15 protein-coding genes are annotated in these 23,950 nt (G+C 66.5%); 4 read left to right on the top strand and 11 right to left on the bottom strand.

From position 1 onward, the window contains the following. Positions 1 to 16: 16 nt before the first annotated feature. From BDO18943_RS09700 to mreB, 3 genes are all read right to left on the bottom strand, one after another. The gene (locus tag BDO18943_RS09700) at positions 17 to 8,629 is read right to left on the bottom strand and encodes an autotransporter-associated beta strand repeat-containing protein (RefSeq protein ID WP_175022102.1); all 8,613 of its coding nucleotides are present in this window, start codon (positions 8,627 to 8,629) and stop codon (positions 17 to 19) included. A 565-nt stretch (positions 8,630 to 9,194) separates the two neighbouring features. Then, complete coding sequence (locus tag BDO18943_RS09695) at positions 9,195 to 9,854, bottom strand: YdcF family protein (protein ID WP_175022101.1); 660 nt, start codon at positions 9,852 to 9,854, stop codon at positions 9,195 to 9,197. A gap of 230 nt (positions 9,855 to 10,084) precedes the next feature. Next, positions 10,085 to 11,119: a rod shape-determining protein gene (gene mreB, locus BDO18943_RS09690; protein WP_175022100.1), complete on the bottom strand. Its 1,035-nt coding sequence runs from the start codon at positions 11,117 to 11,119 to the stop codon at positions 10,085 to 10,087. Positions 11,120 to 11,389: 270 nt separating this feature from the next. Here mreB and BDO18943_RS09685 point away from each other — a divergent pair, with 270 nt between their 5' ends. Beyond that, entirely contained in the window at positions 11,390 to 13,783 is a 2,394-nt protein-coding gene (locus tag BDO18943_RS09685; protein ID WP_175022099.1) for a patatin-like phospholipase family protein, read from the top strand. 60 nt (positions 13,784 to 13,843) lie between these two features. Here the strand turns inward: BDO18943_RS09685 and BDO18943_RS09680 are convergent, their stop codons facing one another. The 3 genes from BDO18943_RS09680 to BDO18943_RS09670 form a co-directional block, all read right to left on the bottom strand. After that, entirely contained in the window at positions 13,844 to 14,467 is a 624-nt protein-coding gene (locus tag BDO18943_RS09680) for an FMN-dependent NADH-azoreductase (protein ID WP_175022181.1), read from the bottom strand. A 309-nt stretch (positions 14,468 to 14,776) separates the two neighbouring features. Further along, a complete protein-coding gene (locus tag BDO18943_RS09675) occupies positions 14,777 to 15,907 on the bottom strand; it encodes an ATP-binding protein (protein ID WP_043180132.1) in 1,131 nt (376 codons plus the stop codon). A 64-nt stretch (positions 15,908 to 15,971) separates the two neighbouring features. Beyond that, positions 15,972 to 16,682 carry a response regulator gene (locus BDO18943_RS09670; RefSeq protein WP_043180134.1) on the bottom strand — a complete coding sequence of 237 codons (711 nt, stop codon included), beginning with the start codon at positions 16,680 to 16,682 and terminating at the stop codon, positions 15,972 to 15,974. Between the two features lie 218 nt (positions 16,683 to 16,900). On the opposite strand from BDO18943_RS09670, the gene BDO18943_RS09665 reads away from it, so the two are divergent. Further along, positions 16,901 to 17,815 (top strand): glutaminase, encoded by a 915-nt coding sequence (locus tag BDO18943_RS09665; RefSeq protein WP_175022098.1) that lies wholly within the window; start codon positions 16,901 to 16,903, stop codon positions 17,813 to 17,815. A 303-nt stretch (positions 17,816 to 18,118) separates the two neighbouring features. Here the strand turns inward: BDO18943_RS09665 and BDO18943_RS09660 are convergent, their stop codons facing one another. The 3 genes from BDO18943_RS09660 to BDO18943_RS09650 form a co-directional block, all read right to left on the bottom strand. Beyond that, entirely contained in the window at positions 18,119 to 18,502 is a 384-nt protein-coding gene (locus BDO18943_RS09660; RefSeq protein WP_175022097.1) for an ATP-dependent protease, read from the bottom strand. Positions 18,503 to 18,906: 404 nt separating this feature from the next. Then, a complete protein-coding gene (locus BDO18943_RS09655; protein ID WP_235995901.1) occupies positions 18,907 to 19,644 on the bottom strand; it encodes an AAA family ATPase in 738 nt (245 codons plus the stop codon). Between the two features lie 437 nt (positions 19,645 to 20,081). Beyond that, on the bottom strand, positions 20,082 to 20,375 hold the full coding sequence (locus BDO18943_RS09650) for a GYD domain-containing protein (RefSeq protein ID WP_043181372.1): 294 nt from the start codon (positions 20,373 to 20,375) through the stop codon (positions 20,082 to 20,084). Between the two features lie 696 nt (positions 20,376 to 21,071). Between BDO18943_RS09650 and BDO18943_RS09645 the strand changes: the two genes are divergently transcribed. Next, the gene (locus BDO18943_RS09645; RefSeq protein WP_175022096.1) at positions 21,072 to 21,665 is read left to right on the top strand and encodes a flavin reductase family protein; all 594 of its coding nucleotides are present in this window, start codon (positions 21,072 to 21,074) and stop codon (positions 21,663 to 21,665) included. A gap of 185 nt (positions 21,666 to 21,850) precedes the next feature. Here BDO18943_RS09645 and BDO18943_RS09640 read toward each other — a convergent pair whose 3' ends face one another. Next, positions 21,851 to 22,285, bottom strand: coding sequence for a DUF4279 domain-containing protein (locus BDO18943_RS09640; RefSeq protein WP_235995898.1), 435 nt, complete (start codon positions 22,283 to 22,285; stop codon positions 21,851 to 21,853). Between the two features lie 514 nt (positions 22,286 to 22,799). Between BDO18943_RS09640 and BDO18943_RS09635 the strand changes: the two genes are divergently transcribed. Next, the gene (locus BDO18943_RS09635) at positions 22,800 to 23,237 is read left to right on the top strand and encodes a hypothetical protein (RefSeq protein WP_235995897.1); all 438 of its coding nucleotides are present in this window, start codon (positions 22,800 to 22,802) and stop codon (positions 23,235 to 23,237) included. A 253-nt stretch (positions 23,238 to 23,490) separates the two neighbouring features. Here BDO18943_RS09635 and BDO18943_RS09630 read toward each other — a convergent pair whose 3' ends face one another. Then, positions 23,491 to 23,877, bottom strand: coding sequence for a VOC family protein (locus BDO18943_RS09630; RefSeq protein ID WP_043181377.1), 387 nt, complete (start codon positions 23,875 to 23,877; stop codon positions 23,491 to 23,493). Between the last annotated feature and the right edge of the window lie 73 nt (positions 23,878 to 23,950).

Below are 23,950 nucleotides of genomic sequence, written 5' to 3'. Positions count from 1 at the left end.
GCACGTCAGGCGTCGGTCAGAACTTCCACAGGATGTTGCCGAGGATGGCGTTGTCGCGCACGCCGCTGCCGTACTGGCCGCTGTACGTGACGCCGAGCGTCAGGCGCTTCGTGATGTTCGCGTCGATGCCGGCCTCGAGGACGGCGCTGTCGCGAGCAATCGGCACGCCCGATACCTGGAACGACGTACCGCCGTTCGCGAACGTGAACGCCGACGACGGCCGCACGTTGCCGAACGCATGCCGCCAGCCGACCGTTCCGCGCGCGGTGAACGTGCCGCTCGCGATCGCGCCGAGCTGCGACGCCGCGCGCAAACCGAGCGTCGAGAAGCCGACGTGGGTCGTCTCGCCGCCGGCACGCAGCGCGGCCGCGCCACCGGTTTCCGAATAACCGTCGGTATGCAGGTTCACATACGCGAGGCCCGCGAACGGTTCGATCGCCACCGGCCCGACCGGCAGCGCGTAGCCGACTTCGCCGAACACCTGCGCCGAATTCGCGTCGTAGCCGGCCGAGTCGTGATCGGAGAAGCCCGCGAAGCCCGGGGAACGGTCGCTGTTGATCCGGTACCACGTGTACGACGCGCCGCCGCGCACACCGAGCGCACCGTACTGCGCGCCGCCGTACAGCGACAGGTAGTAGCTGTTCACCGACGCCGACGAACTCTGGTCGTTGTCGAGCGAGCTGTGCGTGACACCCGCGGCCAGACCCGCCCGCCACTTGTCGTTGAGCGCCATGTCGGCACCGGCGATGAAGCCGGTCATGCTGCGGTTGATCGTCGACGCGTTGCCGTCGCCGGTGAGCCGGCTGCGGCCGCCGAACGCCTGCCCCCAGACGACCGGCTGGTAAGGCGTGCCGCCGTAGCAGCCCTCGCGCGAGCCGATCCGGCGCTCCGGCGGCACCGTCGGGTCGACCGCGCCGCCCGTGTTGTCGCCGCACAAGGCTGCACCACCCGACGACAGCGCGGCGAGCGGGCCCGATCCGGGCGCGAGGCCCTGACGGACGCGATCGGTCACCGCGTCGCGCACATAGCGGCTGTCGAGCAGCAGCATGCTCTTCAGGCTCGCCTGCAGTTCGCCGTCGAGCAGCCCGTAGGCGCGGCGTGCGGTGGCCACGTCGGTCGTCAGCACCGCGTCGTACAGCGGATTGCCGGCGCCGAGCCCGCCGAGCGCGGTCGCGACCGAGCGCTGGTTGGGCGTCGTCGCGACGTCGGGCAGCGACGTGCCGTTCTCGACCAGCCGCAGGTACACGTGATTCGGGTCGTAGCTGAGCGTCGGCGCGAGGAACGCGTAGTTCGCATTCACCTGGCTGAACGCGCCCTGCACGCCCGACGCCGCGGTCACGATCGTGTAGGTCGTGCTCGGCTGGTAGCCGCTCTGGTTCGCGAGCACCTGCACGGTACCGCCGTTCAGCGTCGCCGTGCCGCCCGCCGCGAGGCTGCCGCTTTGCTGCGGCGAGGCCGCGACCTGGAAGGTCGAGCCCGGCTGGAACGTGACGTTGCCGCCCACGTTCAGCGCCGCGCCAGGCTGCGGCGCGGCCGCCGTCGCGCCGCCCTGCACCACGAGGCCGCCGATCGTGCCGGTGCCCGTGACCGTCGCACCGTTCTGCACGGTCACGGTCGACTGGCCGAGCGAACCATTGACGGCGAGCGTGCCCGCGCTGACCGTGGTCGGGCCGCTCAGCGTGCTGGTGCCCGTCAACGTCAGTTGCCCGCTGCCGGCCTGCGTCAGCGAACCCGCACCGGACAGCACGCTTGCCATCGTCACGTTGCCGGATTGATTGACGATCAGCGCGCCGTTGTCGACGACATTGCCGGCGACGCTGCCCGACGTGCCGCCGTTGCCGAGTTGCAGCGCGCCACCGGCCGCGATCGTCGTGCCGCCCGTGTAGGTGTTCGCCCCCGTCAGCGTCTGAATACCGGTGCCGGCGATCGTCACGCCGCCCGCCCCGCCGATCGTCCCGCCGAAGCTGCCGTTGCCGTTGCCGCTACCGTTCAACGTCAGCGCATTGGCGCCGAGATTGACGCTCGCGCCGGCCGCGCCGTTCAACGTGCCGATCGTCTGCGCGCCCGTCGCGCCGCTCACGTCGAACGTCGCCCCCGTGCCCGCGAGATTCACTGCGCTGCCCGATGCCAGGCTGCCGCCCGCGCCGAGTGCCAGCGTGCTGCCGCCGTTGATGGTCGTGCCGCCCGTGTAGGTGTTGGCACCCGTCAGTGTCTGTGTGCCGCTGCCGGCAACCGTCACGCCGCCCGACCCGCCGATCGTCCCGCCGAACGCTGCGCTGCCACTACCGTTCAAGGTCAGCGCGTTCGTGCCGAGGTTGACGGTCGTGCCGGCCGCGCCGTTCAACGCGCCGATCGTCTGCGCGCCCGTCGCGCCACTCACGTTGAACGTTGCACCCGAGCCGGCGAGGTTCACTGCGCTGCCCGACGCGAGGCTGCCGCCTGCGCCGAGCGCCAGCGTGCTGCCGCCGTTGATCGTCGTGCCGCCGGTGTAGGTGTTCGCGCCCGTCAGCGTCTGCGTGCCGGTGCCCGCGAACGTCACGCCACCCGTGCCGCCGATCGCACCGCCGAACGTGCCGTTGCTACTGCCGTTCAGCGTCAGCGCATTCGCGCCGAGGTTCACGTTCGTGCCCGCCGCGCCGTTCAATGCGCCGAGGGTCTGTGCGCCCGTCGCGCCGCTCAGGTTGAACGTCGCGCCCGCGCCGGCGAGATTCACCGCGCTACCCGATGCGAGGCTGCCGCCCGCGCCCAGCGCCAGCGTGCTGCCGGTGCCGATCGTCGTGCCGCCGGCGTAGGTGTTCGCGCCCGTCAGCGTCTGCGTGCCGGTGCCCGCGAACGTCACGCCACCCGTGCCGCCGATCGCACCGCCGAACGTGCCGCTGGCGGTTCCGCTCAAGGTCAGCGCGTTCGCGCCGAGATTCACGTTCGTGCCGGCCGCGCCGTTCAACGCGCCGAGTGCCTGTGCGCCCGATGCACCGCCCAGGTTGAACGTTGCGCCCGTGCCGGCCAGATTCACCGCGCTGCCCGATGCGAGGCTGCCGCCTGCCCCCAGCGCCAACGTGCTGCCGCCGTTGATCGTCGTGCCACCCGTGTAAGCGTTCGCGCCCGTCAGCGTCTGCGTGCCGGTGCCCGCGAACGTCACACTGCCCGTGCCGCCGATCGTCCCGCCGAACGTGTTGTTGCCGCTGCCGTTCAACGTCAGCGCATTCGCGCCCAGGTTCACGTTCGTGCCGGCCGCGCCGGTCAGCGCACCAAGCGTCTGCGCGCCCGACGCGCCGCTGAGGTTGAACGTCGCGCCCGTGCCGGCCAGATTCACCGCGCTGCCCGATGCGAGGCTGCCGCCCGCACCCAGCGCCAACGTACTGCCACCGTTGATCGTCGTGCCACCGGTGTAAGTGTTCGCGCCCGTCAGCGTCTGCGTGCCGGTGCCCGCGAACGTCACGCCGCCGGTACCTCCGAGCACGCCACCGAACGTGCCGTTGGTGCTGCCGTTCAGCGTCAGCGCATTCGCACCCAGATTCACGTTCGTGCCAGTGACACCGCTCAGCGTGCCGAGTGTCTGCGCACCCGTCGCACCGCTCAGATTGAACGTCGCCCCCACGCCGGCGAGATTCACCGCACTGCCCGACGCGAGGCTGCCGCCCGAGCCGAGCGCGAGCGTACTGCCGGCATCGATCGTCGTGCCGCCCGTGTAGGCGTTCGCACCCGTCAGCGTCTGCGTGCCGGTACCCGCAAACGTTACACCGCCGGTGCCGCCGATCGCACCGCCAAACGTACCGCTAGCAGTCCCGCTCAACGTCAGCGCATTCGCACCGAGGTTCACGTTCGTCCCGGCCGCGCCGTTCAACGCGCCGATCGTCAGTGCGCCCGATGCGCCGCTCAGGTTGAACGTCGCGCCCGTGCCCGCAAGATTCACTGCGCCGCCCGACGCGAGGCTGCCGCCCGCCACCAGTGCCAACGTGCTGCCGCCGTTGATCGTCGTGCCCCCCGTGTACGTGTTCGCGCCCGTCAGCGTCTGCGTGCCGGTGCCCGCGAATGTCACACCACCGGTGCCGCCGATCGCCCCACCGAACGTGCCGTTGGCGCTGCCGTTCAGCGTCAGCGCATTCGCGCCGAGATTCACGTTCGTGCCGGCGATGCCGCTCAGCGTGCCGAGCGTCTGCGCGCCCGACGCGCCGCTGAGGTTGAACGTCGCGCCCGTGCCGGCCAGATTCACCGCACTGCCCGATGCGAGGCTGCCGCCCGCGCCGAGCGCCAGCGTGCTGCCGCCGTTGATCGTCGTGCCGCCGGTGTAGGTGTTCGCGCCCGTCAGTGTTTGCGTGCCGGTGCCTGCGAACGTCACGCCACCGGTACCGCCGATCGCGCCGCCGAACGTGCCGCTGGCGGTTCCACTCAGCGTCAGCCCGTTGCCGCCGAGGTTCACGTTCGTCCCGGCCGCACCGTTCAACGCGCCGATCGACTGCGCGCCCGATGCGCCGCTCAGGTTGAATGTCGCGCCTGCACCTGCGAGATTCACCGCGCCCGTTGCGGCCAGGCTGCCGCCCGCACCGAGCGCCAGCGTCCCGCCGGCGCCGACCGTCGTACCGCCCGTGTACGTGTTCGCGCCCGTCAGCGTCTGCGTGCCGGTGCCCGCGAACGTCACACTGCCCGTGCCACCGATCACGCCGCCGAACGTGCCGTTGGTGCTGCCGCTCAACGTCAGCGCGTTCGCGCCGAGGTTCACGTTCGTGCCGGCCACCCCGGTCAACGCGCCGAGCGTCTGCCCGCCGGATGCGCCACCCAGGTTGAACGTCGCGCCCGCACCGGCGAGATTCACCGTACCGGTCGACGCGAGGCTGCCGCCTGCGCCGAGCGCCAGCGTGCTGCCGCCGTTGATCGTCGTGCCGCCCGTGTACGTGTTCGCGCCGGACAGCGTCTGCGTGCCCGTGCCGGCCACGGTCAGGCCGCCGGTGCCGCCGATCGTCCCGCCGAAATTGCCGCTGGCGGTCCCGCTCAACGTCAGCCCGTTACCGCCGAGGTTCACGGCCGAGCCGGCAACGCCGCTCAGTGCGCCGATCGTCTGCGCGCCCGTCGCGCCGCTCAGGTCGAGCGTCGCGCCCGCGCCGGCCACGTTCACCGCGCCCGTCGCCGCCAGGCTGCCGCCGGCACCGAGCGCCAGCGTGCCCGCGTTGATCGTCGTGCCGCCCGTGTAGTTGGCCGCACTCGTCAGCGTGGTCGTCGCCGCGCCATCCTTCACGAGACCGCCTGCGCCGGTGATGCCGCCGTTCAGCGTGAGGGCGTTGCTGCCGCCGAGCGTCAGCGTCGCACCGGTGGCGAGGTTGACCGCGTTGTTGACCGACAGGCTCGCGCTCGTATCGAGCGTCGCCGCGCCGCCGACGTTCAGCGCGCCACCGCCGAGCGCCCCGCTGTTGCCGAGCACCAGGCCGCCGCTGTTCAGGTTCGTGCCGCCCGTATAGACGTTCGCGCCCGTCAGTGTCTGCGTGCCGGTGCCGGCCAGCGTCAGGCTGCCCGCCCCACCGATCACGCCACTGAAGGTGCCGCTGGCCGTCCCGCCCAGCGTCAGCCCGTTGCCGCCCAGGTTGACGATCGTCCCCGTGACACCCGACAGCGCACCGACCGTCTGGGCACTCGTCGCGGTGCTCAGGTCGAGCGCCGCGCCCGCGTTGGCGAGGTTCACCGCGCCCGTCGCCGCCAGGCTGCCGCCCGCGCCCACCGCCAGCGTGCCCGCGTTGATCGTCGTGCCGCCCGTGTACGTGTTCACGCCCGTCAGCGTCGTGGTCGCCGGGCCGTTCTTCACGAGACCGCCCGCGCCGGAAATGCCGCCGTTCAGTGCGAGCGCATTGCTGCCGCCTAGCGTCAGCGTCGAACCGTTCGCAAGATTGACCGCGTTGGCGACCGACAGGCTCGCGTTCGTGTCGAGCGTTGCCGTGCCTGCGACGTTCAGCCCGCCCGTGCCGAGCGCCGTATTGTTGCCGAGCACCACGCTGCTGCCGGTGTTCAGGTTCGTGCCGCCCGAGTAGGTGCTCGCGCCGTTCAGCGTCTGCGTGCCGGTGCCGGCCAGCGTCAGGCTGCCACTGCCGCCGATCGCACCGCTGAAGGTGCCGCTCGCGGTGCCGCCGAGCGTCAGCGCATTCGCGCCGAGGCTCACGTTCGTCCCCGCGACACCCGACAGCGCGCCGATCGATTGCGCGCTCGTGGCGGCACTCAGGTCGAGCGCCGCGCCCGCGCCGGCCAGGTTCACCCCACCCGTCGCCGCAAGGCTGCCGCCCGCGCCGAGCGCCAGTGTGCCCGCATTGATCGTCGTGCCGCCCGTGTAGGTGTTCGCGGCCGTCAACGTCGTCGTCGCCGCGCCGTCCTTCACGAGACCGCCTGCGCCGGTGATGCCGCCGTTCAGCGTGAGCGCGTTGCTGCCGCCGAGTGTCAGCGTCGAACCGGTGGCGAGGTTGACTCCGTTGTTGACCGACAGGCTCGTGGTCGTATCGAGCATCGCCGCGCCGCCGACGGTCAGCGCGCCCGTGCCGAGCGCTGAGTTGTTGCCGAGCACGAGGCCGCCGGCATTCAGCGTCGTGCCGCCTGCGTAGTTGTTCGCGCCGGACAGCGTCACGGTCGCCGCGCCGTTCTTCACGAGACCGCCGCCGCCCGAGACCGTGCCGCCCAGGCCGAGATTGGTGCTGCCGCCGAGTGTCAGCGTCGTGCCGGTGGCGACGTTGACATTGTTCGCGAGCGACACGTTGGTGGTCGCATCGAGCGACGACGGGCCGTTGACGTTGAGCGCGCCACTGCCGAGCGCCGTATTGCTGCCGACCACGAGGCTGCCGCCGTTCAGGTTCGTGCCGCCCGTGTACACGTTCGCGCCGGACAGCGTCTGCGTGCCGGTGCCCGCAAGCGTGACGCCGCCCGAGCCGCCTATCGTGCCCGCGTACGTCGTATTGCCGGTGCCGTCCAGCGTCAGCGAATTGCCGCCGAGGTTCACGTTCGTCCCGGCCGCGCCGGCCAGCGCGCCGATCGTCTGCGTGCCCGATGCATTGCTCATGTCGAACGTCGCGCCCACGCCGCTCAGGTTCACCGTGCCGGTCGCCGCGAGGCTGCCGCCCGCGCCGAGCGCCAGCGTGCCGCTGTTGATCGTCGTGTTGCCGGTGTACGTGTTCGCGCCGGTCAGCGTCAGCGTCGCCGCGCCATTCTTCACGAGGCCGCCGGTGCCGTTGATGGAACCGGCCAGCCCGAGATTGTTGCTGCCGCCAACCGTCAGTGTCGTGCCAGTCGCGAGATTGACCGTGTTGTTGAGCGTGGTGTTCGCGCTCGTATCGAGCGTGGCCGAGCCGTTGACGTTCAACGCACCGGTGCCGAGCGCCGCGTTGTTGCCGACCACAAGGCCACCGGCGTTCAGGTTCGTGCCGCCCGTGTAGGTGCTCGCGCCCGACAGCGTCAGCGTGCCGCCATCGTTCTTCGTCAGCGCGCCGCCGCCCGCCACCGCGCCCGACAGCGTGAGCCCGGTCGAGCCCTGCACCGTCAGGCCGCCCGCGCCGAGGGCCACGTTGTTGCTGACGTTGAGCCCGGCCGCTCCCGCCTGCAGCGTGCCGCCGGTAGCCGTGATGGTGCCCGTGCCGAGCGATGCGTCGTTGCCGATGATCGCGACGCCGCCCGACAAGGTCGCATCCTGCACGTTCGATGCGCCGTTGATCGTCCAGTTTCCGGTCGCGACGTTCAGGTGATTGAAGTTGATGTAGTTGTTGACCGCGATCGTGCCGTTCGCAGCGGCGCCCTGCTGCAGCACGAGCGTGTTGTTGCCGCCCGCGCCGCCGTCGACCGTGCCCGTCGTCGCGACACCGAGCGTCACCGGGCCGACCGTGATGTTGAACGCGCCGCCAGTGCCGCCCGCCGAGTTGACCGACGAGCCCGTCACCGCGGTGAAGGTATTCGTACTGTTCGCGCCCATCGACACGCCGCCGTTGATCGTGCCGGAGTTGACGAACGTGTTGCCCGCGCCGGGCGTGCCGTTCGAACCGAGCGACACGCGGCCGGTGATCGTCCCGCTGTTCGTCATGTTGACCGCGGCACCGCCGTACGCGGCGACCACGGGCGCGTCCGCGCCGACGAGCGTCGCACCGACCAGCGGCGTCGAGCCGATCGAGCCGGTGTTGTTGATCGTCGTCGTGCCGCCCGTGCCGTTCTGGACCGCCAGCGCCATGCCCGTTACACCGCTGATCGCCATGCCGGTCGAGCCGTTCATCGTGCCGTTGTTGGTCACGTTGGTTACGCTCGCCGCCGAGTTGCCGACCACCGTGCCGCTCGACAGCACGCCGAGCCCGGTGCCGAGCACCGACGGATCGATCGTGCCGTTGTTGGTCAGCGTGACGCCGCTACCGGTCAGCGACATCGCGGTGCCGCCGACGCCGAGCAGCACGCCGACGCTACCGCCGGGGTTGACGGTCGCGTTGATGTTGTTTGCGCTGTTCGAGTAGCTCGGCGCAAGCGGGTTCGCGGCGCCGGAGCAGCTCACAGTCGTGCCCGCCGCGACGCAGCCCGCATAGGCGGGCACGATACCGGCGCCGGACAGCGCCAGGAACACACCTGTCGGCAACAGCAATCTCGGAAACGGCTCGCCGGCTTTGTATGAACGCGCAAGATTCATGCTTTCCCTCGTTATTGGAATTGGCATTACCGTGAAATCGAACGGCCGGCAGCAGAAAATCGGCGGACAAAAGCATCCGCGCCGGCTGTCGCGATGCGACGTCGGCTTATTCATGGACGAATCGTGAATTGCCCCGGAAGGCAGGCGCGAAACTAGTCGAATGACATGTCGATGGCCCCTGTTTTTCTGCAGCGACTTTCTGGTTGATTTGATTACCGCCCTGCTTTTTGTCAGACAAGGCTAGTTCAAAAAAACAGGCTTTTCCAGTCGATCTTTTCCCCGTCGGGCCGGGGCTTGGCGGGCGTGCATTTTTTACTTATCGGCACATTTCAAACAGGTAATTTCTTATACCCCTTGTCAGCCAATTTAAATCTTCCCAAAAACCAATGTAATTAATTGCCCTGCGAAAACACCGATATAAAATTGATTATCATTCTTGTTTTTGCAGCGCAATATCTTCACACCCGGGAAGTATCGGAACAAAATAATCCCCAGGCATTCATCAGACTAAATCAAAAAATTTCCGGCATTTATCCGAGCACGTCGATCAAAAAACCGCATCGCGTTACGAAAACAGACTCATCAGATAAAGCATCGGCCGGAACGAGACAGGCTTCGCATCGGGATTCACCCACAACCGCACCGAATACACCGCGTAGGCCGGCACTTCGCGCCAGCTCGAATAGATATCGCGCAACTGGAAACGGCCCGGATACGCGGCCGAGATGTTCCCCCGTGCAATGCCGACGCGCTCGAACGCGAGACGCACCCGCGCGAGGTGGTAATACTGGCTCACGATCAGCACGCGCGACACGCGGTGCGCGTGCAGGTACGCGAGCGTGTGCTGCGCAGTTGCCAACGTGTTGTCGCCCTGGTCGTCGACGGCGATCCGGTCGGCCGGCACGCCACGCGCCACGAGATAGTCGCGCATCGCGTTCGCCTCGTTCAGCCCGGGGCCGTCGATCGCGCCGCTGACGAGGAACGCCGGGCACTGCCCGGTGCGGTAGCAGCGCACGCCGACGTCGAGCCTGGCGGCGAGCACGGGCTTCGGCGCGCCGGTCTCGTCAAGCGCGTTGCCGAAAATCACCGCGACATCGGCCGGCTCGCTCGGCATCCGCATCCCGTACGCGACGAGCGCGATGGCCGCGGCAACCCAGAGGCACGCGATGACGGCCAGCAGGCGGCCTGCTCGGGCAAACAAGCCCCGTTTGGTGTGGTTTTTCAAGGTTTTCGGTCTCTCAGGTCGTCGGGCGGATCGGCTTGCCCGGCCCCGGACGGGCGCGTAACGCTAGCACGGTGCGCGTTCGGGTGTCCACGCGACGGACCGATGCCGGGCGGCAGCCGGCCTTCCGGCAGGTCGCCCGGAACAGCGTGCCCGGCGAAGCGGGCAGGCAATACGGAGATCGAAAGAAGATGAATGGCCGCGCCGCGATGCACGGCCCGGCACGGCCCGAATCAGTCGACCGGGCACATCGCGAGCCGCCCCATCGCCTCGCCGGCGCCGCGCACCGCACAGGTGGCCGGCTCGTCGGCGATCCGGGCGACGAGCCCCGTCTCGTCGTACAGCAGGCGTTCGAGATCCGCGAGCAGCGCGCCGCCGCCCGTCAGCACCACGCCGCGATGCGCGATGTCGGTCACGAGCTCGGCCGGCGCATTTTCCAGCACCGACTTCACCGCGCCGATCACCTGCTTGAGCGGCGCGGCCAGCGCGTCCGCCACATCGTGGTTGGACAGCTCGATCGAGCGCGGCAGGCCGTCGCCGATGCTGCGCCCGACCGCGCGCGTCGAGGTGCGCGGCACCGCCCTGGTAGCCGAACCGATCGTCTTCTTCACATGCTCGGCCGTCTGCTCGCCGAGCAGCACGCCATACAGGTTGCGGACGTGGTTGACGATCGCCGCGTCGAACTGGTTGCCGCCGACGCGAATCGCCTCGCGATAGACGATGCCGCCAAGCGCGATCACCGCGACCTCGGTCGTCCCGCCGCCGATATCGACGACCATCGAGCCGACCGGCTCGGTCACCGGCAGGCCTGCGCCGAGCCCGGCCGCCAGCGATTCCTCGATCAGTTCGACCTCCGATACACCCGCCGCGAACGCGGCCTCGCGGAGCGCGCGGCGCTCGACGGGGGTCGCGTCGGACGGCACGCACAGCGTGACTTCCACGCGGCGACCGAAGCGCGAACGCGTGCGCGACATGTCGATGAAGCTGCGAATCATCTGCTCGGCCGCGTGCGCATCGGCGATCACGCCGTGCCGCATCGGCCGCACGGCTTCGAGATGCCCCGGTTCGCGGCCGAGCAGCGCCTTCGCGAGCTCGCCGACGGCCTCGAGCGTCGGCCGCGCGTCGGTCGCGCCGGCCTTGCGGAAGCAGACGACCGACGGCTGGTTCAGCACCACGCCGCGTTCGTGCGTATAAATCCGCGTACTCGCCGTTCCAGGGTCGATCGCAACGGGTTGCGCAAACAACTTTCCGAACAGCGGTGTCGACATATCAAACCTTTGTAAGCGAACGAACCAGGACAGCCGCGCCGCATTTCCGCAGTGCGTTCATGCAGCCCCATCAAGGCCTTAGCGGCAAATCGTTCCGATACTTTAGGCAATTCCGATGATTATTTCGCGACGAAATTGTCAAAAATGCCGGTCAGGACGCATCCCGCTACGCAACAGCCTCTCGCATGGTGTCTGTAAAACACGGTAATCTCTCGGTCTTGCCTGCTCCCGGCAGGCCTCAGACGCCCGATCACGCCAGGTATTTCCACCATGACAGCGACCGTTTCCTTCCGCTGGGCGCGGGTGCGCCCGCTTTGCACGACGCTCGTCGCCTTCTGGTGCTGCACGGTCGCAGCACAACCGCTGCCGGCCGCCGAATCCGCCGCCGCCCAGGCCAGCGCCGCCAGCGCGCCGGCTGCCACGCCCGCCGCATCCGGGCACACCTGCGAGGCCGACGGCGGCCCGGCCGGCCGGCCGTCGATCGGTCTCGTGCTGTCCGGCGGCGGCGCGCGCGGCTACGCACATCTCGGGGTCCTGAAGGTCCTGGAGGACAACCGCATCCCGATCGACTGCATCGCGGGCACCAGCATGGGCGCCGTGGTGGGTGGCCTGTACGCGAGCGGCATGGCTGCCGGCGAGATGCAGAAGCGGCTGTCGGAGGTCAACCTCGCGGACATCGCGTTCGACGTGACGGACCGCGCGGACCTGCCGCAAACCAGCCGGGAAGACGAACGCCTGTACATCAACGGGCTGACGCTCGGCTTCGGCAAGAACGGCGTGAAGGCGCCGGTCGGTCTCGTCCAGGGCAACCGGCTGCAGGCGCTGCTCGCGAACTGGACGGCCGCCGTGCCGACCAACCAGCCGTTCGACCGCCTGCCGATCCCGTACCGCGCGGTCGCGACCGACCTGCAGACGGGCCAGATGGTGGTGCTCGACCACGGCTCGCTGCCGCTCGCGATCCGCGCGAGCATGGCGATGCCGGGCCTGTTCGCGCCCGCCGAGATCAACGGGCGCGCGCTCGTGGACGGCGGGCTCGTCAGCAACCTGCCCGTCGACACCGCGCGGCAGATGGGCGCGAACGTCGTGATCGCGGTGGACATCGGCTCGCAACTGCGCCCGCTCGATGCGCTCGCATCGCCCGCCGACGTGATGCAGCAGATGGTCGGCATCCTGATCCGCCAGAACGTGACCGCGCAGCGCAAGCAGCTCGACGCGCAGGACGTGCTGCTCACGCCGGACCTCGGCTCGCTCGCGTTCACCGATTTCCAGAACGCGAAGCAGGCGATCGCCGCCGGCGCGGCCGCCGCGACCGCGGCGCTGCCGAAACTGCAGCGCTTCGCGCTCACGCCGGAACAGTACGCGGCGTACCGGTCGGCCCACGCGCAGCCGCTGCCGCCGCCGATCCGGATCACGCGCATCGAGATCCAGACGAGCGGCGGCGTGCCGAAGCGGGTCGTCAGCAACGCATTGCACGTGAAGCCCGGCGACATCTACGATCCGCAGGAAGTCAGCCAGGACCTGCTCGGGCTGACGACGGGCGGCAACTTCGAAAGCGTCACGCAGCAGATCGTGAGCCACGGCGACGACAACGTGCTCGAAATCAACGCGCGCGAGAAATACTGGGGGCCGAATTTCCTGCTGTTCGGGCTCGGCATGTCGAGCAGTTCGACCGATGAGGGCGGTTTCCGCCTGCACGTCGGCTACCGGCGGCCGTGGCTCACCGATTCGGGGCTCGAATTCCGCGCGGACACGACGATCGGCAGCGACCTGCAATCGGCGCGCATCGAGTTCCGCCAGCCGCTGTCGATGGCCTATGGCGTCTATCTGTCGCCGTACGCGGAATACCAGCGCCGCTACGCGAACCTGTATGACGACAGCGGCAACGTGAAACTGAACCAGTACCTGATGCAGACGACGCGCGCCGGGCTCGATCTCGGCCTGCCGATCGCGCGGCTCGGCGATTTCCGGATCGGTATCGGTTACGTCACCGGGCATGGCTCGCCGACCTACAACCTGCCGTTCGACGACGGCAGCGGCCAGACGCTGCTGTGGCCAAGCTTCACGTCGCAGGCGCTGATCGCGCGCGCGCGGCTCGTCATCGACCAGCTCGACGATCCGCTGTTCCCGCGCAAGGGCTATTTCACCGAGCTGCGCATCGAGCGCTCGCTGGTGTCGCGCAACGGGGGCTCGGCGCAGGCGTTCGACGACAGCATCAACAACGCGCCCTACACCGAGATCTACGGCAAGGCGATGGTGGCGCAGCAGTTCGGCCGGCACAGCGTCAGCGCGACGATCGAAGGCGGCAAGAGCATCGGCGGCACCAACCTGATCAACGCGTTCAACTTCACGCTCGGGGGCTTCCAGCATCTGTCCGCGTATGCGGCCGACCAGTTGAACGGCAACGAGCTCGCGTACGCGCAGGTGACCTACATGAACCAGTTGATGACGTTCAACGCGTCGCCGATCAAGGCGCTGTCGGTGGGCGCCAGCGCGGAGGTCGGCAACGTCTGGTCGAGCGGCCAGCAGATCGGCGGCGGCGCCCTCAAGCAGAGCTATACGTTCTTCACGAGCCTGTCGACCGCGTTCGGGCCCGTCTACATCGGCGTGGCGCTCGCGCCCGGCGGCCGCCGCAACTTCTACCTGCAGCTCGGCCGCACGTATTGATGAGCGTATGCGGATGCCGCTTCGGCGGCATCCGCCCATCCGTCGCGCCGCGCGCCCGGATCAGAACGCCGCGGCCATCGCGACCGCCCGGGCTTGCGCCCGCTCGAGGCTGTCGCTGGCCCGCGCCCCCCACGTGTGTTCGACGGTCAGGCTTCTGACCTCGCTCACGCCAATGAACCTCAACCAGAATTCGATGTAGTCGGCCTGATGCCGGAACCCGGGATTGTCGGCGCCCGCGCCGGCGTCCTGGCTCTGTCCGCGCACATGGATGACCAGCGCGCGCGGAATCTCCAGCAGCGGCGCGTAGGCGTTGCCGTCGAACGTAAACAGCATGTTCCGCTGGCTGACGAGATCGATCAGTTGCTTGAGCTTGTACGGATAGCCGAAATTCCACATCGGCACGCCGACGACGATCCGGTCCGCTTCCTGAAAGCGCTTCACGAGCGACTGGATGCGCCGCCAGATCGACTGTTCCGCCTCATCCATCGGCGCGTTTGCGACGCCCTTGTACTTGGCGCCGATCGCGTCGCTGCCAAAATCCGGCAAGTCTTCTTCCCAGACATTCAGCGTATCGACGTCGATCGTTGCGCCCGTCTCCCGGTACGCATCGACAAAGGCATTGGCGACCGCGATCGAAGCCGACCTGGCGCCGCGAGGAGATGACACGATATTCAAAAGCCGCATGATGTATGACCCGGACAGGAATGCATGAACAAGGGGGCAGCCATCATGGCGGCCCCGGCTTCTCTGCTGCGTCGCGGGCCGCCCGCCTCCGCCTGCACGGACTGGCCCGCCCATATAGTTGCAATTGCAATCGTAATGCAAAGCGCGCACGCGCTGCAAACGAATCGTCATGCGACGGCGCGGCGGGAAGGCATCGATACGGGAACGGTACGGCGGGAAAGGCCGGCGACGCGCCCGAATCCGGCGCGCGCGGCTGTGTGCTGTCGTGCGGTTGCTGCTGTCGACGGTTGGGGCGCGTGCGGCGTATCGCTAGACCGGCCAGCTGATCTCGAAGCGCGCGCCGCCCAGCTCGACCGGATCGACGACTGCGATCCGGCCGTTGTGCGCATGCAGTACCTGCCGCGTGATCGACAGGCCGAGGCCATAGCCGCCGGTGCGGCGGTCGAGGCGCACGAATGCGTCGAAGATGCGCTCGCGCTCGCTTTCCGGCACGCCGGGGCCGTCGTCCTCGACGAAGATCCCGATGTTGCCGTGCACGAGCGAGATCCCGACGATGATCCGCGATTTCGCGTACTTGCTCGCGTTGCGCAACAGGTTGCGCATCGCGTACGACATCAGCCGCCGGTCCATCTTCACGCGCAGGTCCGACGCGATCGCGATGTGCGCGTCGATCGCCCGTTCCGGATACAGCAGTTGCGCATCGTTGACCTGATGCTCGAACCACGCGACGGGGGCCGTCATCTCGAGGTTCGACTGCAGCGAGCTGTATTCGAGCCGTGCAAACGTGAGGCTCATGTCGATCAGTTCCTCGAGCTCGGTCACGTCCTGCGCGATGCTTTCGAGCGCCGCCTGATATTCGGCCGCGGAACCCGGCTCGCGCAGCATTTCGAGCGCGAAACGCACGCGCGCGAGCGGTGTGCGCAGCTCGTGCGAGATACCGTTGGTCAGATCGCGCTGCGCGGCGATCAGCCGTTCCATGCGTATCGCGAGCGCATTCAGCGTCCGCGCGAGCGGGCCGATGATCACGCTGTGCGATTCGCGCGCGCGGGTGTTGAAGCGCCCGCCCGTGAAATCGATCGCGCGCTCGCGCACCATCACGAGATCCGACCACACCGGCCGCATCCACCGGTACGCCGCCAGCGCGGGCGCGGCGAATACGAACACGAGCACGATCCAGATGTCGCCGGGCAGCGAGTCGAACGCATGCCACACGACCTGCGGCGACAATTCGACGCACAGCGCGAGCGCCGGCACGAGCGCGGTCAGCAGCACGAGGCCGAGCAGATGCAGGTAAGTGCGCACGTAAAGGCGCGACCAGCTCGGAATACGGTCGGCGCGCGTGTCGGTCCACGCGCGGCGGAAATGCAGCCAGCGCCATTTGACATAGCGCAGGGTCGGCAGCGGCGGTGCATCGGGGTGCGAACGGGTTCGTCGGATCATCTCGGCTCCCGGCCGGCGGGTGGAATACCCGCGCGGAACGTGACGGCGTCGCACGAAGGCCGCGTCATTCCCACGCGTGCTTGCTGAATTGATAACCCTTGCTGCGGATCGTCTTGATCCGCTGCGGGTTGCTCGCGTCGTCGCGCAGCTTGCGGCGCAGCTTCGAGATGCGCCCGTCGATCGTGCGGTCGAGGCCGTCGAATTCGACGCCGCGCAACTGCAGCATCAGGTCGTCGCGGCTGACGACTTCGCCCGCATGGCACACGAGCGCCCACAGCAGGTCGAATTCGGCCGACGTCAGGTCGGGCGTGCTGCCGTCGGGAAGCACGACGGAACGGTCGGTGCGGTCGATCGAGAACTTGCCGAACGCGTAGCGCTCGGGTTGCGGCGCCGCACTCTCGGCCACGCGCGCCGGCGCGCGGCGCAGCTGGGCCTTGATCCGCGCGAGCAGGATGCGCGGCTCGACCGGCTTGTGCACGTAGTCGTCCGCGCCGAACTCGAGGCCGAGCAGTTCGTCGAACGGCTCGTCGCGGGCCGTCACCATGATGATCACGCCGTCGTACTGCTTGCGCGCCTCGCGGCAGATTTCGAAGCCGTCCTTGCCCGGCAGGTTCACGTCGAGAATGACGAGATCGGGGCGAATGGACAGGATCGCCGGCACCGCGGCGTCACCATGCAGCACAGTGTCGACTTCATAGTCGTTCTTGCGCAGGTAGCCAGCGATCAGCGTGGACAGGCGGGTGTCGTCTTCGACGAGCAGGATGCGAAAAGACATGGGCAGCGTTCGAATCATCGGGGAAGCCGCGACGGCGCCGGCCGGTGCCGGACGCCGGCCATCGGCCGAAACGTACCGCATGATACTGCGCCCGCCGATTGCCTGTTTAGAGGTCTTGAAAATAAGGGCGCGATAACGGCCATGCTTGACGAATCGGCGCCGGGACGGTTCCATACGGGCTCGCCTGAATCCGGGCCATGCCCTGCCCGCCTGACTTGATGAATTATCAATCGATCCTCGAACGCATCCACGCCGAACTTGCCCCCTGGATTGGCCAGGGGCGGGTCGCCGACTATATTCCCGAGCTCGCGAAAGTGCCCGCCGACAAGTTCGGGATGGCCGTCGTCACGCTGGACGAAAACGTTTGCACGGTCGGCGACGCGCACGAGCGCTTCTCGATCCAGAGCATCTCGAAGCTGTTCGCGTGCACGCTCGCGTTCCAGCTGCTGGGCGACGAACTGTGGGAACGGGTCGGCCGCGAGCCGTCCGGCAACGCGTTCAACTCGCTGGTCCAGCTCGAAAGCGAGCGCGGCAAGCCGCGCAATCCGTTCATCAACGCGGGCGCGCTGGTCGTCACCGACGTGCTGTGCCGACGCTTCGTGAAGGCCGAGACGGCACTCGTCGAATTCGTGCGGCGGCTGATCGGCACGAACGACATCGACTACGATTCGCGCGTCGCGCAGTCGGAGCTGCAGCACGCGGAGCGCAACCGCGCGATGGCGCACTTCATGGCGAGCTTCGGCAACATGCAGATGCCGCCCGACACGGTGATCGACGCGTATTGCCGCCAGTGCGCGATCACGATGAACTGCGTCGAGCTCGCGCGCGCCGCGTTGTTCCTCGCGAACGGCGGTGTAGCGCCGGTCACCGGTGAGCGGATCGTCGATTCGAGTTCCGCGAAGCGACTGTCCGCGCTGATGCTGACCTGCGGCACCTATGACGCGGCCGGTGACTTCGTGTACCGCGTCGGGCTGCCGGCTAAAAGCGGTGTCGGCGGCGGGATCGTCGCGGTGCTGCCCGGCGAAATGGCCGTGTGCGTGTGGGCGCCGGGGCTCGATGCGAACGGGAACTCGCTGGCAGGCCAGCTGGCGCTGGAGTGGCTGACGACTTATTCGGGACGGTCGATTTTTTGAGGTGGCGAAGGCCCGCGTGCGCCATGTGGCACAACGGCGGCCGATTCGTAGCGGCGCGTGCCGGCGCGCTCAATGAGAAATCGGGGCGTCGGCGGGTTGAATCCGCAACCCATTGCTGCCAGTCGAGCCGTTGCACCTCCGAGGGCACGTGTCAACGCACAACGGCCACGCGTTCCGGGGATCCTATGGCTTCTCCCCCGTTAGCGGATCGGTTGCAGCAACGGAGCGCCCGGCGCACCGCGTGACTGATCTGACGCCAGCCCCGCACCCGGCACGACTCGAGCCCTCAATGGCAAGCGATGATCAGAGATCGCCGCGCACTTCACCGGTGCCCAGCGCGCTTCGCTGCCGGTTGACTTCCGCCCACAGCTCGTCGCTGTCGTCATTGCGCAGCACGACCATCCAGTCCAGTTGATCGTCGGTCACGCCGAAGTATTCCAGGATTTCCCGGCGAACCGCATCGACGAACTGCGCGTATTCCGGGGTTGCCTGGGCCTGCGCGTGCAAGGCGTCGTACGCCGCATCGTCCACGCCGCCGCCGTCCTCGTCGATGTAGCGCGAGATCCACTGATCCAGTTCGCGGTCGTAATCGGCCTCGGCGCGCATCGCTTGCACAGCCGTGTAGAAATCCAGTTGGGCAAACGCGGCGATCGCCGCCGTGGTTGCCTCGTCGAATGGTGTCGTCATTCCATCTCTCATTTCAGTCATCGCACATCGTCGCACGGGCCGCACCCGGGCAGGTGCCGCAAATCCGGACGGCACAACACGCGGCCTCGCAGCCGACATTTGCGCCCCATGATCGGGAGGTTCACGCCTTCCCGCGCGCCACGCATCGGGGCCGCCCGGGCGACAGGACACGCATTTTGCTGCACGGCAAGCACGGCGATCAAGACAATCGGGGGCGGTAGACCGCGGAACAAGTTTCGAGCGTATCGCCGCACGCGTCACGCCGACACTCAAGGGCCAATGCGGGCGCCGGTCGTGAACGGCTCATCGTGGCCGGACCGAACGCCGTCGGATACCTCCCCGGTGGTCCGTTATCGGCTCGAAACGACCCGAAGCGGCCGATCATGCTTCCCCAAAGCCGGCCTTTAACAACCGGGGCGGTGATCGCTGATCTGCTGAATGGAATCGAATGCATCGCCGAGAATGACCACTTCACGGAAGCCCTCGCTGAGCGATGGCGGCTCGAAGATTTTGAAGACGTTCTCGACAGCGGCGTCGGGAACTATCTCGTCGACCGGTCGGTTTCTGTTACGGCGAAGCGCGGTCTCCAACTCGACCTTCAGCCACACCGCAGAGATCGGGACTCCGGCTGCTTTTGCAATTGCAATAACGTTCGAGCGGCGATTCGCGGTTGCGAACGTCGAATCGACGTAGATGGCGTCGTTTGATGTCGATACCTGGTTCTGGGTCCAGGTTGATTTCCCCGCTCCTTGAACCCCTATCACCATGACTATCCGTCGCCGGTCCGTCAGGAGCGCCGCTGACAAATCCGCGTACAACTGTTCCCATGCCGCAGCGTTACGTTCAATCGTAAAGACCCGGCCGGCATCGGTCTGCAAATAATGGTCTGGATTGAGATGCATCAGATGCCCCTTTTCGATGTCCGTCCGCAATCGGCAATTTTCGACGAAATAGACGCTTCTGTCGAAAGACCGTTCCTGGCCGACTGTCGGCTCGTCAGACGCACGACGGCAGATATCAGAGCCAAACGGTCGCTCGGTACGGCCACTCGCGGACAAGTATTCGGTGCGGACACCTATCGTCTTGCCGATACGGCGGCGTCTGCGATCGCGTTTCTCGCCAACGCTGGCGAACGTCAGCACGCCAGCACCTGAGCCCACCTGAGCGGCGGCCGACGCAGACGCGAAAACAGCCCGAGTGCGGCCCGGCAATGGCAACAATGATTAGACGGATGATTTCGAGCGTTTCGTCGCGAGGTGCGAGGATGCCGGCAGTGACCCGGTTACCGATGTCGCGCAGGAAAGCTGCCCGCTCATACAACCCTCCCGTATAAGCGGCGCCGTTCCTTGTCGTTGATCGACCACCGGGAGCATAGCAGCGCAGGCACCTGGCTCATGTCGAGACGCGCGAGAATGGCGTCACGCCACACGCTTGCCGCCCGCATCGTTGGCCTTTGCCTGCACGATGCGCGTGGCGCGTGAGCCATACCCGTGACGCCACGATGCGACGGCAACCCGCCGGCTTCCAGAACGCCTGCTTCATCTCGGTCGATGGCTGTTGCATCTCGCGCGTCAAGGCTTCACTTCATGCCGCCGACGATCCTCTCCATTTCCGCCTCGCCGAAAGCACGCATACTGACGGTTCGAACATTGCCTAATTGCGCCACCATCAGTCCCAGCCGCGTCGCGGTTTCGTCGTCGGGCGCATCGAGTGTCGCGACGATGTCGTAAGGCCCGAGTGTCCATTTGAGCGAGCTGACGGTGACGCCCATCGCCTGCGCCCCTTCCTGAAACGATTTCGCTCGCTGGACCGTGTCTTTCACCGACTGCGCGCCCTGATCGGTCCAATTCATCAATACGATGTATGTCGCCATATTGCCTCCGATGGTTAAGGAGCCCATCCACGTTATCCCGTCCATGCACGGGACGAACTTCACCGACCGGCCACAAGCGTTTGCGGCAGGTGCAGTTTTCGTTTACCCCGGGATTTGTCGGACGTGTGCGTTGCTGACGCACGCATGCCCTTGATAACTCGGCAACGTAAACAGTATAGAAAGCGAATCAGCCGCCAGCGGGCCAATGATTGCGTCGTGCGCGATACCCGCGTCGCCGCAGATCGCGTGTCATGTCAGCGCATGTATCGAGGTGAAGAGAATGAGCGCAACCCGAACGGTGGAACCGGGTGACCCGGTGCACCGCATGACGCGCGGCGAAAGTCATCTCGCGCTCGAGATCGGCGCAGGGTGTCGGCCTTTCGCGAAATCTCTCGTCAACACGACGATTGAGCGACGCTCCACCCTCGACGTCCAACGATCGTTTGCGAAGTATGCGGCGACGTCCGAGCGCCCTGACCTCGGAAGTCGCGGGTCAATCGTCATGGCCGACAGTCGACCTCCGCAGATGACCCTGATCGACCCTGAGCCGCTCTTCGATATTCCTCGGAGCGGACATTCGTCTGCGCCCTCTCTTGTAGTGCGACGAGCCCTCGACGCCGATATTTCATCGCGGACTGAAACGTATCGCTGAGTATCGCGTCGAGAATGGGCGGAATCAAACTTTGCGAGAGCGCAATGCGAAAAGACGTTGTCGAACTACCTGTCCTGTACTTCGGAACTCCTGTGGCGCTAATATCCAGCGTGAATCCCGATGGGGCGACCAACCTGAGTCCTATTTCTTCATACTGGGCGTTATCGGATACGCTCTTGATCGGGTTGAGTACGGCAGGCCAATGCTATAGCAATATTCTCCAGCGTCCAGAAGCGGTGCTCAACTTGCCGGATGCTTCGCTGTGGAAGAACGTCGAAGCGATCGCCGCGACGACGGGCTCCGAAGTTGTTCCAGACAACAAAAAGCAGATGGGCTACCGATTTGAGCGCGACAAATTTCGACGCGCAGATTTGAATGCGAAAGCAAGTGAATGTATAGCACCCCATAGGGTCGAGGAGTGTCCGATTCAGATCGAAGCAAGCGTCGTACGCATGCACAAGATCGGGAACGGCCATGAGCTGGTTGCCGCAGAGTTGAAGGCTTTGCGAATCCACGTCCATACTGGTTTGCTCACGCCAGCCGGCCGAATTGATATCGAACGATGGCAACCGCTGCATTACGTCTTCCGGCACTACTACACACTGAGCAACTGTCTCGGCAAGAATTTCAGGGCATAGCTGACCGCGAGGCGCTGTCGATGTTCGGTGGCGAACAGTCGGTTGCACACGTGATTGGCTGAAGGTGGCATAGGCCTACGGCTTAGGTTTTAACGATCTGGACACGGGTGTCGAACGTTTCTTCATGGCCGACTATCGACCGCCGCAGATGCCCCTGATCGACCTACAAGGGATAGTCGCGTCGCCTATAAACGGACGTTGGACATTTTGCTCGCGCCTTCTGGCTCGTCAATGGCGGCCCCGTATATGTCGAGATCCAGCTGAATGTGTCGTGATCCTAGCGCTAACAGGGAGGCAGCGGAGATGGATTCACCGTCGTTCCACTGATCCATGAAGAGACCACAAAATAGATCGACTTTGTAACGTGCGGCAATTGATTGCCACGCATCGAGATCGCCCGTTGTTGCAGTCAACAGCCAAGCGACCTGTGCGTTCAGGTTACCCGGTTCTTGTGCAGGAGCCTTCAACGACCAGCGTCCGAATGCAGCGATGCGTAAACGCCCGTCTTTTTTGCCGACCAGTTCGTCACCCTTCGATTGAGACTCTGTCGGGGTACAACGGAGCAGGCGTGTAATTTCATCCGGGTGGAGATCGTCGCCAATGATACGAATCGATGCCATTGTCATTCGTAGGCGGCCCATTTTCCCTCTCGTAGCGGGTAGTGCTGCCGCAGGCTCTCTACCCTCAAGATCCGTGCGGCGCGTTGGACGGAAGCGTTGCGGGGCTCATTGTCGACGATCCAACTGGCGACGTCGACCTTCTGCTCATGGCCGAACCCGATCGTCGAAGACAGCGCGACCCTCGTCCGCCGGGTCGGCGCCGGGATAACATGGTCGGTTTATATTGCCGGCGTTCCAGCACGCCGCCGCTGGAGTGACTGCCGACGTATTCGGGGCGGTCGATCTTCCGACGCGCCGGCGCCATGCCCGACTGAGCCGCTGAACCGACGGCCGGCTGATATCGGCATGCGCCAGCATGCTCGAAGACGGCATGACCCCGCAGCGGCCCGCTCTTATGGCCCATTGAGCCCATGATATGGATAGCCTGACGATGCATTCGAATCTGCTCACGCTGCCGCCTGGTGTCCACGCCGGCGTGCAGATCCGGCCGCGCTGGCCCGCGCGACACGTCCACGTGGATGCGCATGTCCTCGGCAAGCTGCAGGCGATCCAGACCGGGTTGCCCGCCGGGATCAGCCTGATCCTGACGCGCGGCTACGAGCCGCGAGCGTCCGGGCTCGGTTTTGCCCGTCGTCAGTTTCGCGCACTGGGCATCGCCACGTTCCGCCTGCTCTATCCCGCCCGCCGCGACGAACTGGCCGATATTTTCGGCAGCAACGGACACGATGTCGATGGAACGCATATCGACGTTTCATTCAGTTTGAACGGCCGGCGCGTACGGATGTTGCCGCTGGGCGTATTCACGCCGCCGTTCTTGCAGCAGCACCGCGTGCGGCAATGCGCGTCGGCCCTCGCGCAGATCCAGGCCGCGCTGATGCGGCACGGGTTTCAGATTCACCGCAACGCCACCGAAAGCCTGCAGATTCATTGCGATCTGGCGCGCTCGCTGTGAAGCGTCAAGCGCTAGCCGATCGCCGAATGTCGTCGATTTTGGTGCTGCGGTCGCATCGCCCGCGTCAGCTCCGGATTCGAGCCGCCGTCGAAGATGGGGTAGCCCGGCCGGCGTTTGCCGAACCGATTACGTGCCGGTCGATTTTTTCCTGTATCCGGCACGCCGGTGACGGAGCGGTCGCCGTTCCGAAACGATCAGCCCTGGCGCGCGACCAACCACGCATGCGTCGCTCGAAGGCAAACGCCCGGCGCGGTCATTCGGCTTGCGCGAAATTCAACTCGACGCCGTTGCCCGCCGGATCGCGGAAGAAAATCTGCACTTGCCCCGTGAGCGGAACGTGCTCGCGCCTGAATGCCACGTTGGCCTCGGTCAGATGAAGCGCCATTGCGTCGGCGTCTGCACAGGAAAACGCAACGTGATCGAACGTATTGACGACGTTTGACGGACGAGACTCGTCCGGCCGCGCTTCCGTCAGATGCAGCACGGCCTGCGTGCCCGCATACAACCAGTACCCGAAACGCTTGAACGGCGGGCGAAACCCTTCCCGCAAGCCGACGATGTCGACGTAGAAATCGCGGAGTGCATCGAGTGTCGGCCGATCCGCCCGCAGATTGTAGTGATTGAATCCGGTAACTGGCATGACGTGTAGCTCGTGTTGGCGCAACGTGACATGAAATGGCATCGCGCCGGGCCTGGCCGCTTCGGGCACGATC

The organism is Burkholderia aenigmatica (assembly GCF_902499175.1).
GTDB classification, from domain to species: Bacteria; Pseudomonadota; Gammaproteobacteria; order Burkholderiales; family Burkholderiaceae; genus Burkholderia; species Burkholderia aenigmatica.
This window is presented reverse-complemented; position numbering and strand designations above follow the sequence as displayed.

Excerpts from the sequence above, each read along its gene's own strand:
- BDO18943_RS09685 (WP_175022099.1), top strand. The coding sequence starts at position 11,390 with ATGACAGCGACCGTTTCCTTCCGCTGGGCGCGGGTGCGCCCGCTTTGC.
- BDO18943_RS09630 (WP_043181377.1), bottom strand. The coding sequence starts at position 23,877 with ATGCCAGTTACCGGATTCAATCACTACAATCTGCGGGCGGATCGGCCG.
- BDO18943_RS09640 (WP_235995898.1), bottom strand. The coding sequence starts at position 22,285 with ATGGCATCGATTCGTATCATTGGCGACGATCTCCACCCGGATGAAATT.
- BDO18943_RS09675 (WP_043180132.1), bottom strand. The coding sequence starts at position 15,907 with ATGATCCGACGAACCCGTTCGCACCCCGATGCACCGCCGCTGCCGACC.
- BDO18943_RS09700 (WP_175022102.1), bottom strand. The coding sequence starts at position 8,629 with ATGAATCTTGCGCGTTCATACAAAGCCGGCGAGCCGTTTCCGAGATTG.
- BDO18943_RS09680 (WP_175022181.1), bottom strand. The coding sequence starts at position 14,467 with ATGCGGCTTTTGAATATCGTGTCATCTCCTCGCGGCGCCAGGTCGGCT.
- BDO18943_RS09665 (WP_175022098.1), top strand. The coding sequence starts at position 16,901 with ATGAATTATCAATCGATCCTCGAACGCATCCACGCCGAACTTGCCCCC.
- BDO18943_RS09650 (WP_043181372.1), bottom strand. The coding sequence starts at position 20,375 with ATGGCGACATACATCGTATTGATGAATTGGACCGATCAGGGCGCGCAG.
- BDO18943_RS09645 (WP_175022096.1), top strand. The coding sequence starts at position 21,072 with ATGCGAAAAGACGTTGTCGAACTACCTGTCCTGTACTTCGGAACTCCT.
- mreB (WP_175022100.1), bottom strand. The coding sequence starts at position 11,119 with ATGTCGACACCGCTGTTCGGAAAGTTGTTTGCGCAACCCGTTGCGATC.
- BDO18943_RS09660 (WP_175022097.1), bottom strand. The coding sequence starts at position 18,502 with ATGACGACACCATTCGACGAGGCAACCACGGCGGCGATCGCCGCGTTT.
- BDO18943_RS09670 (WP_043180134.1), bottom strand. The coding sequence starts at position 16,682 with ATGTCTTTTCGCATCCTGCTCGTCGAAGACGACACCCGCCTGTCCACG.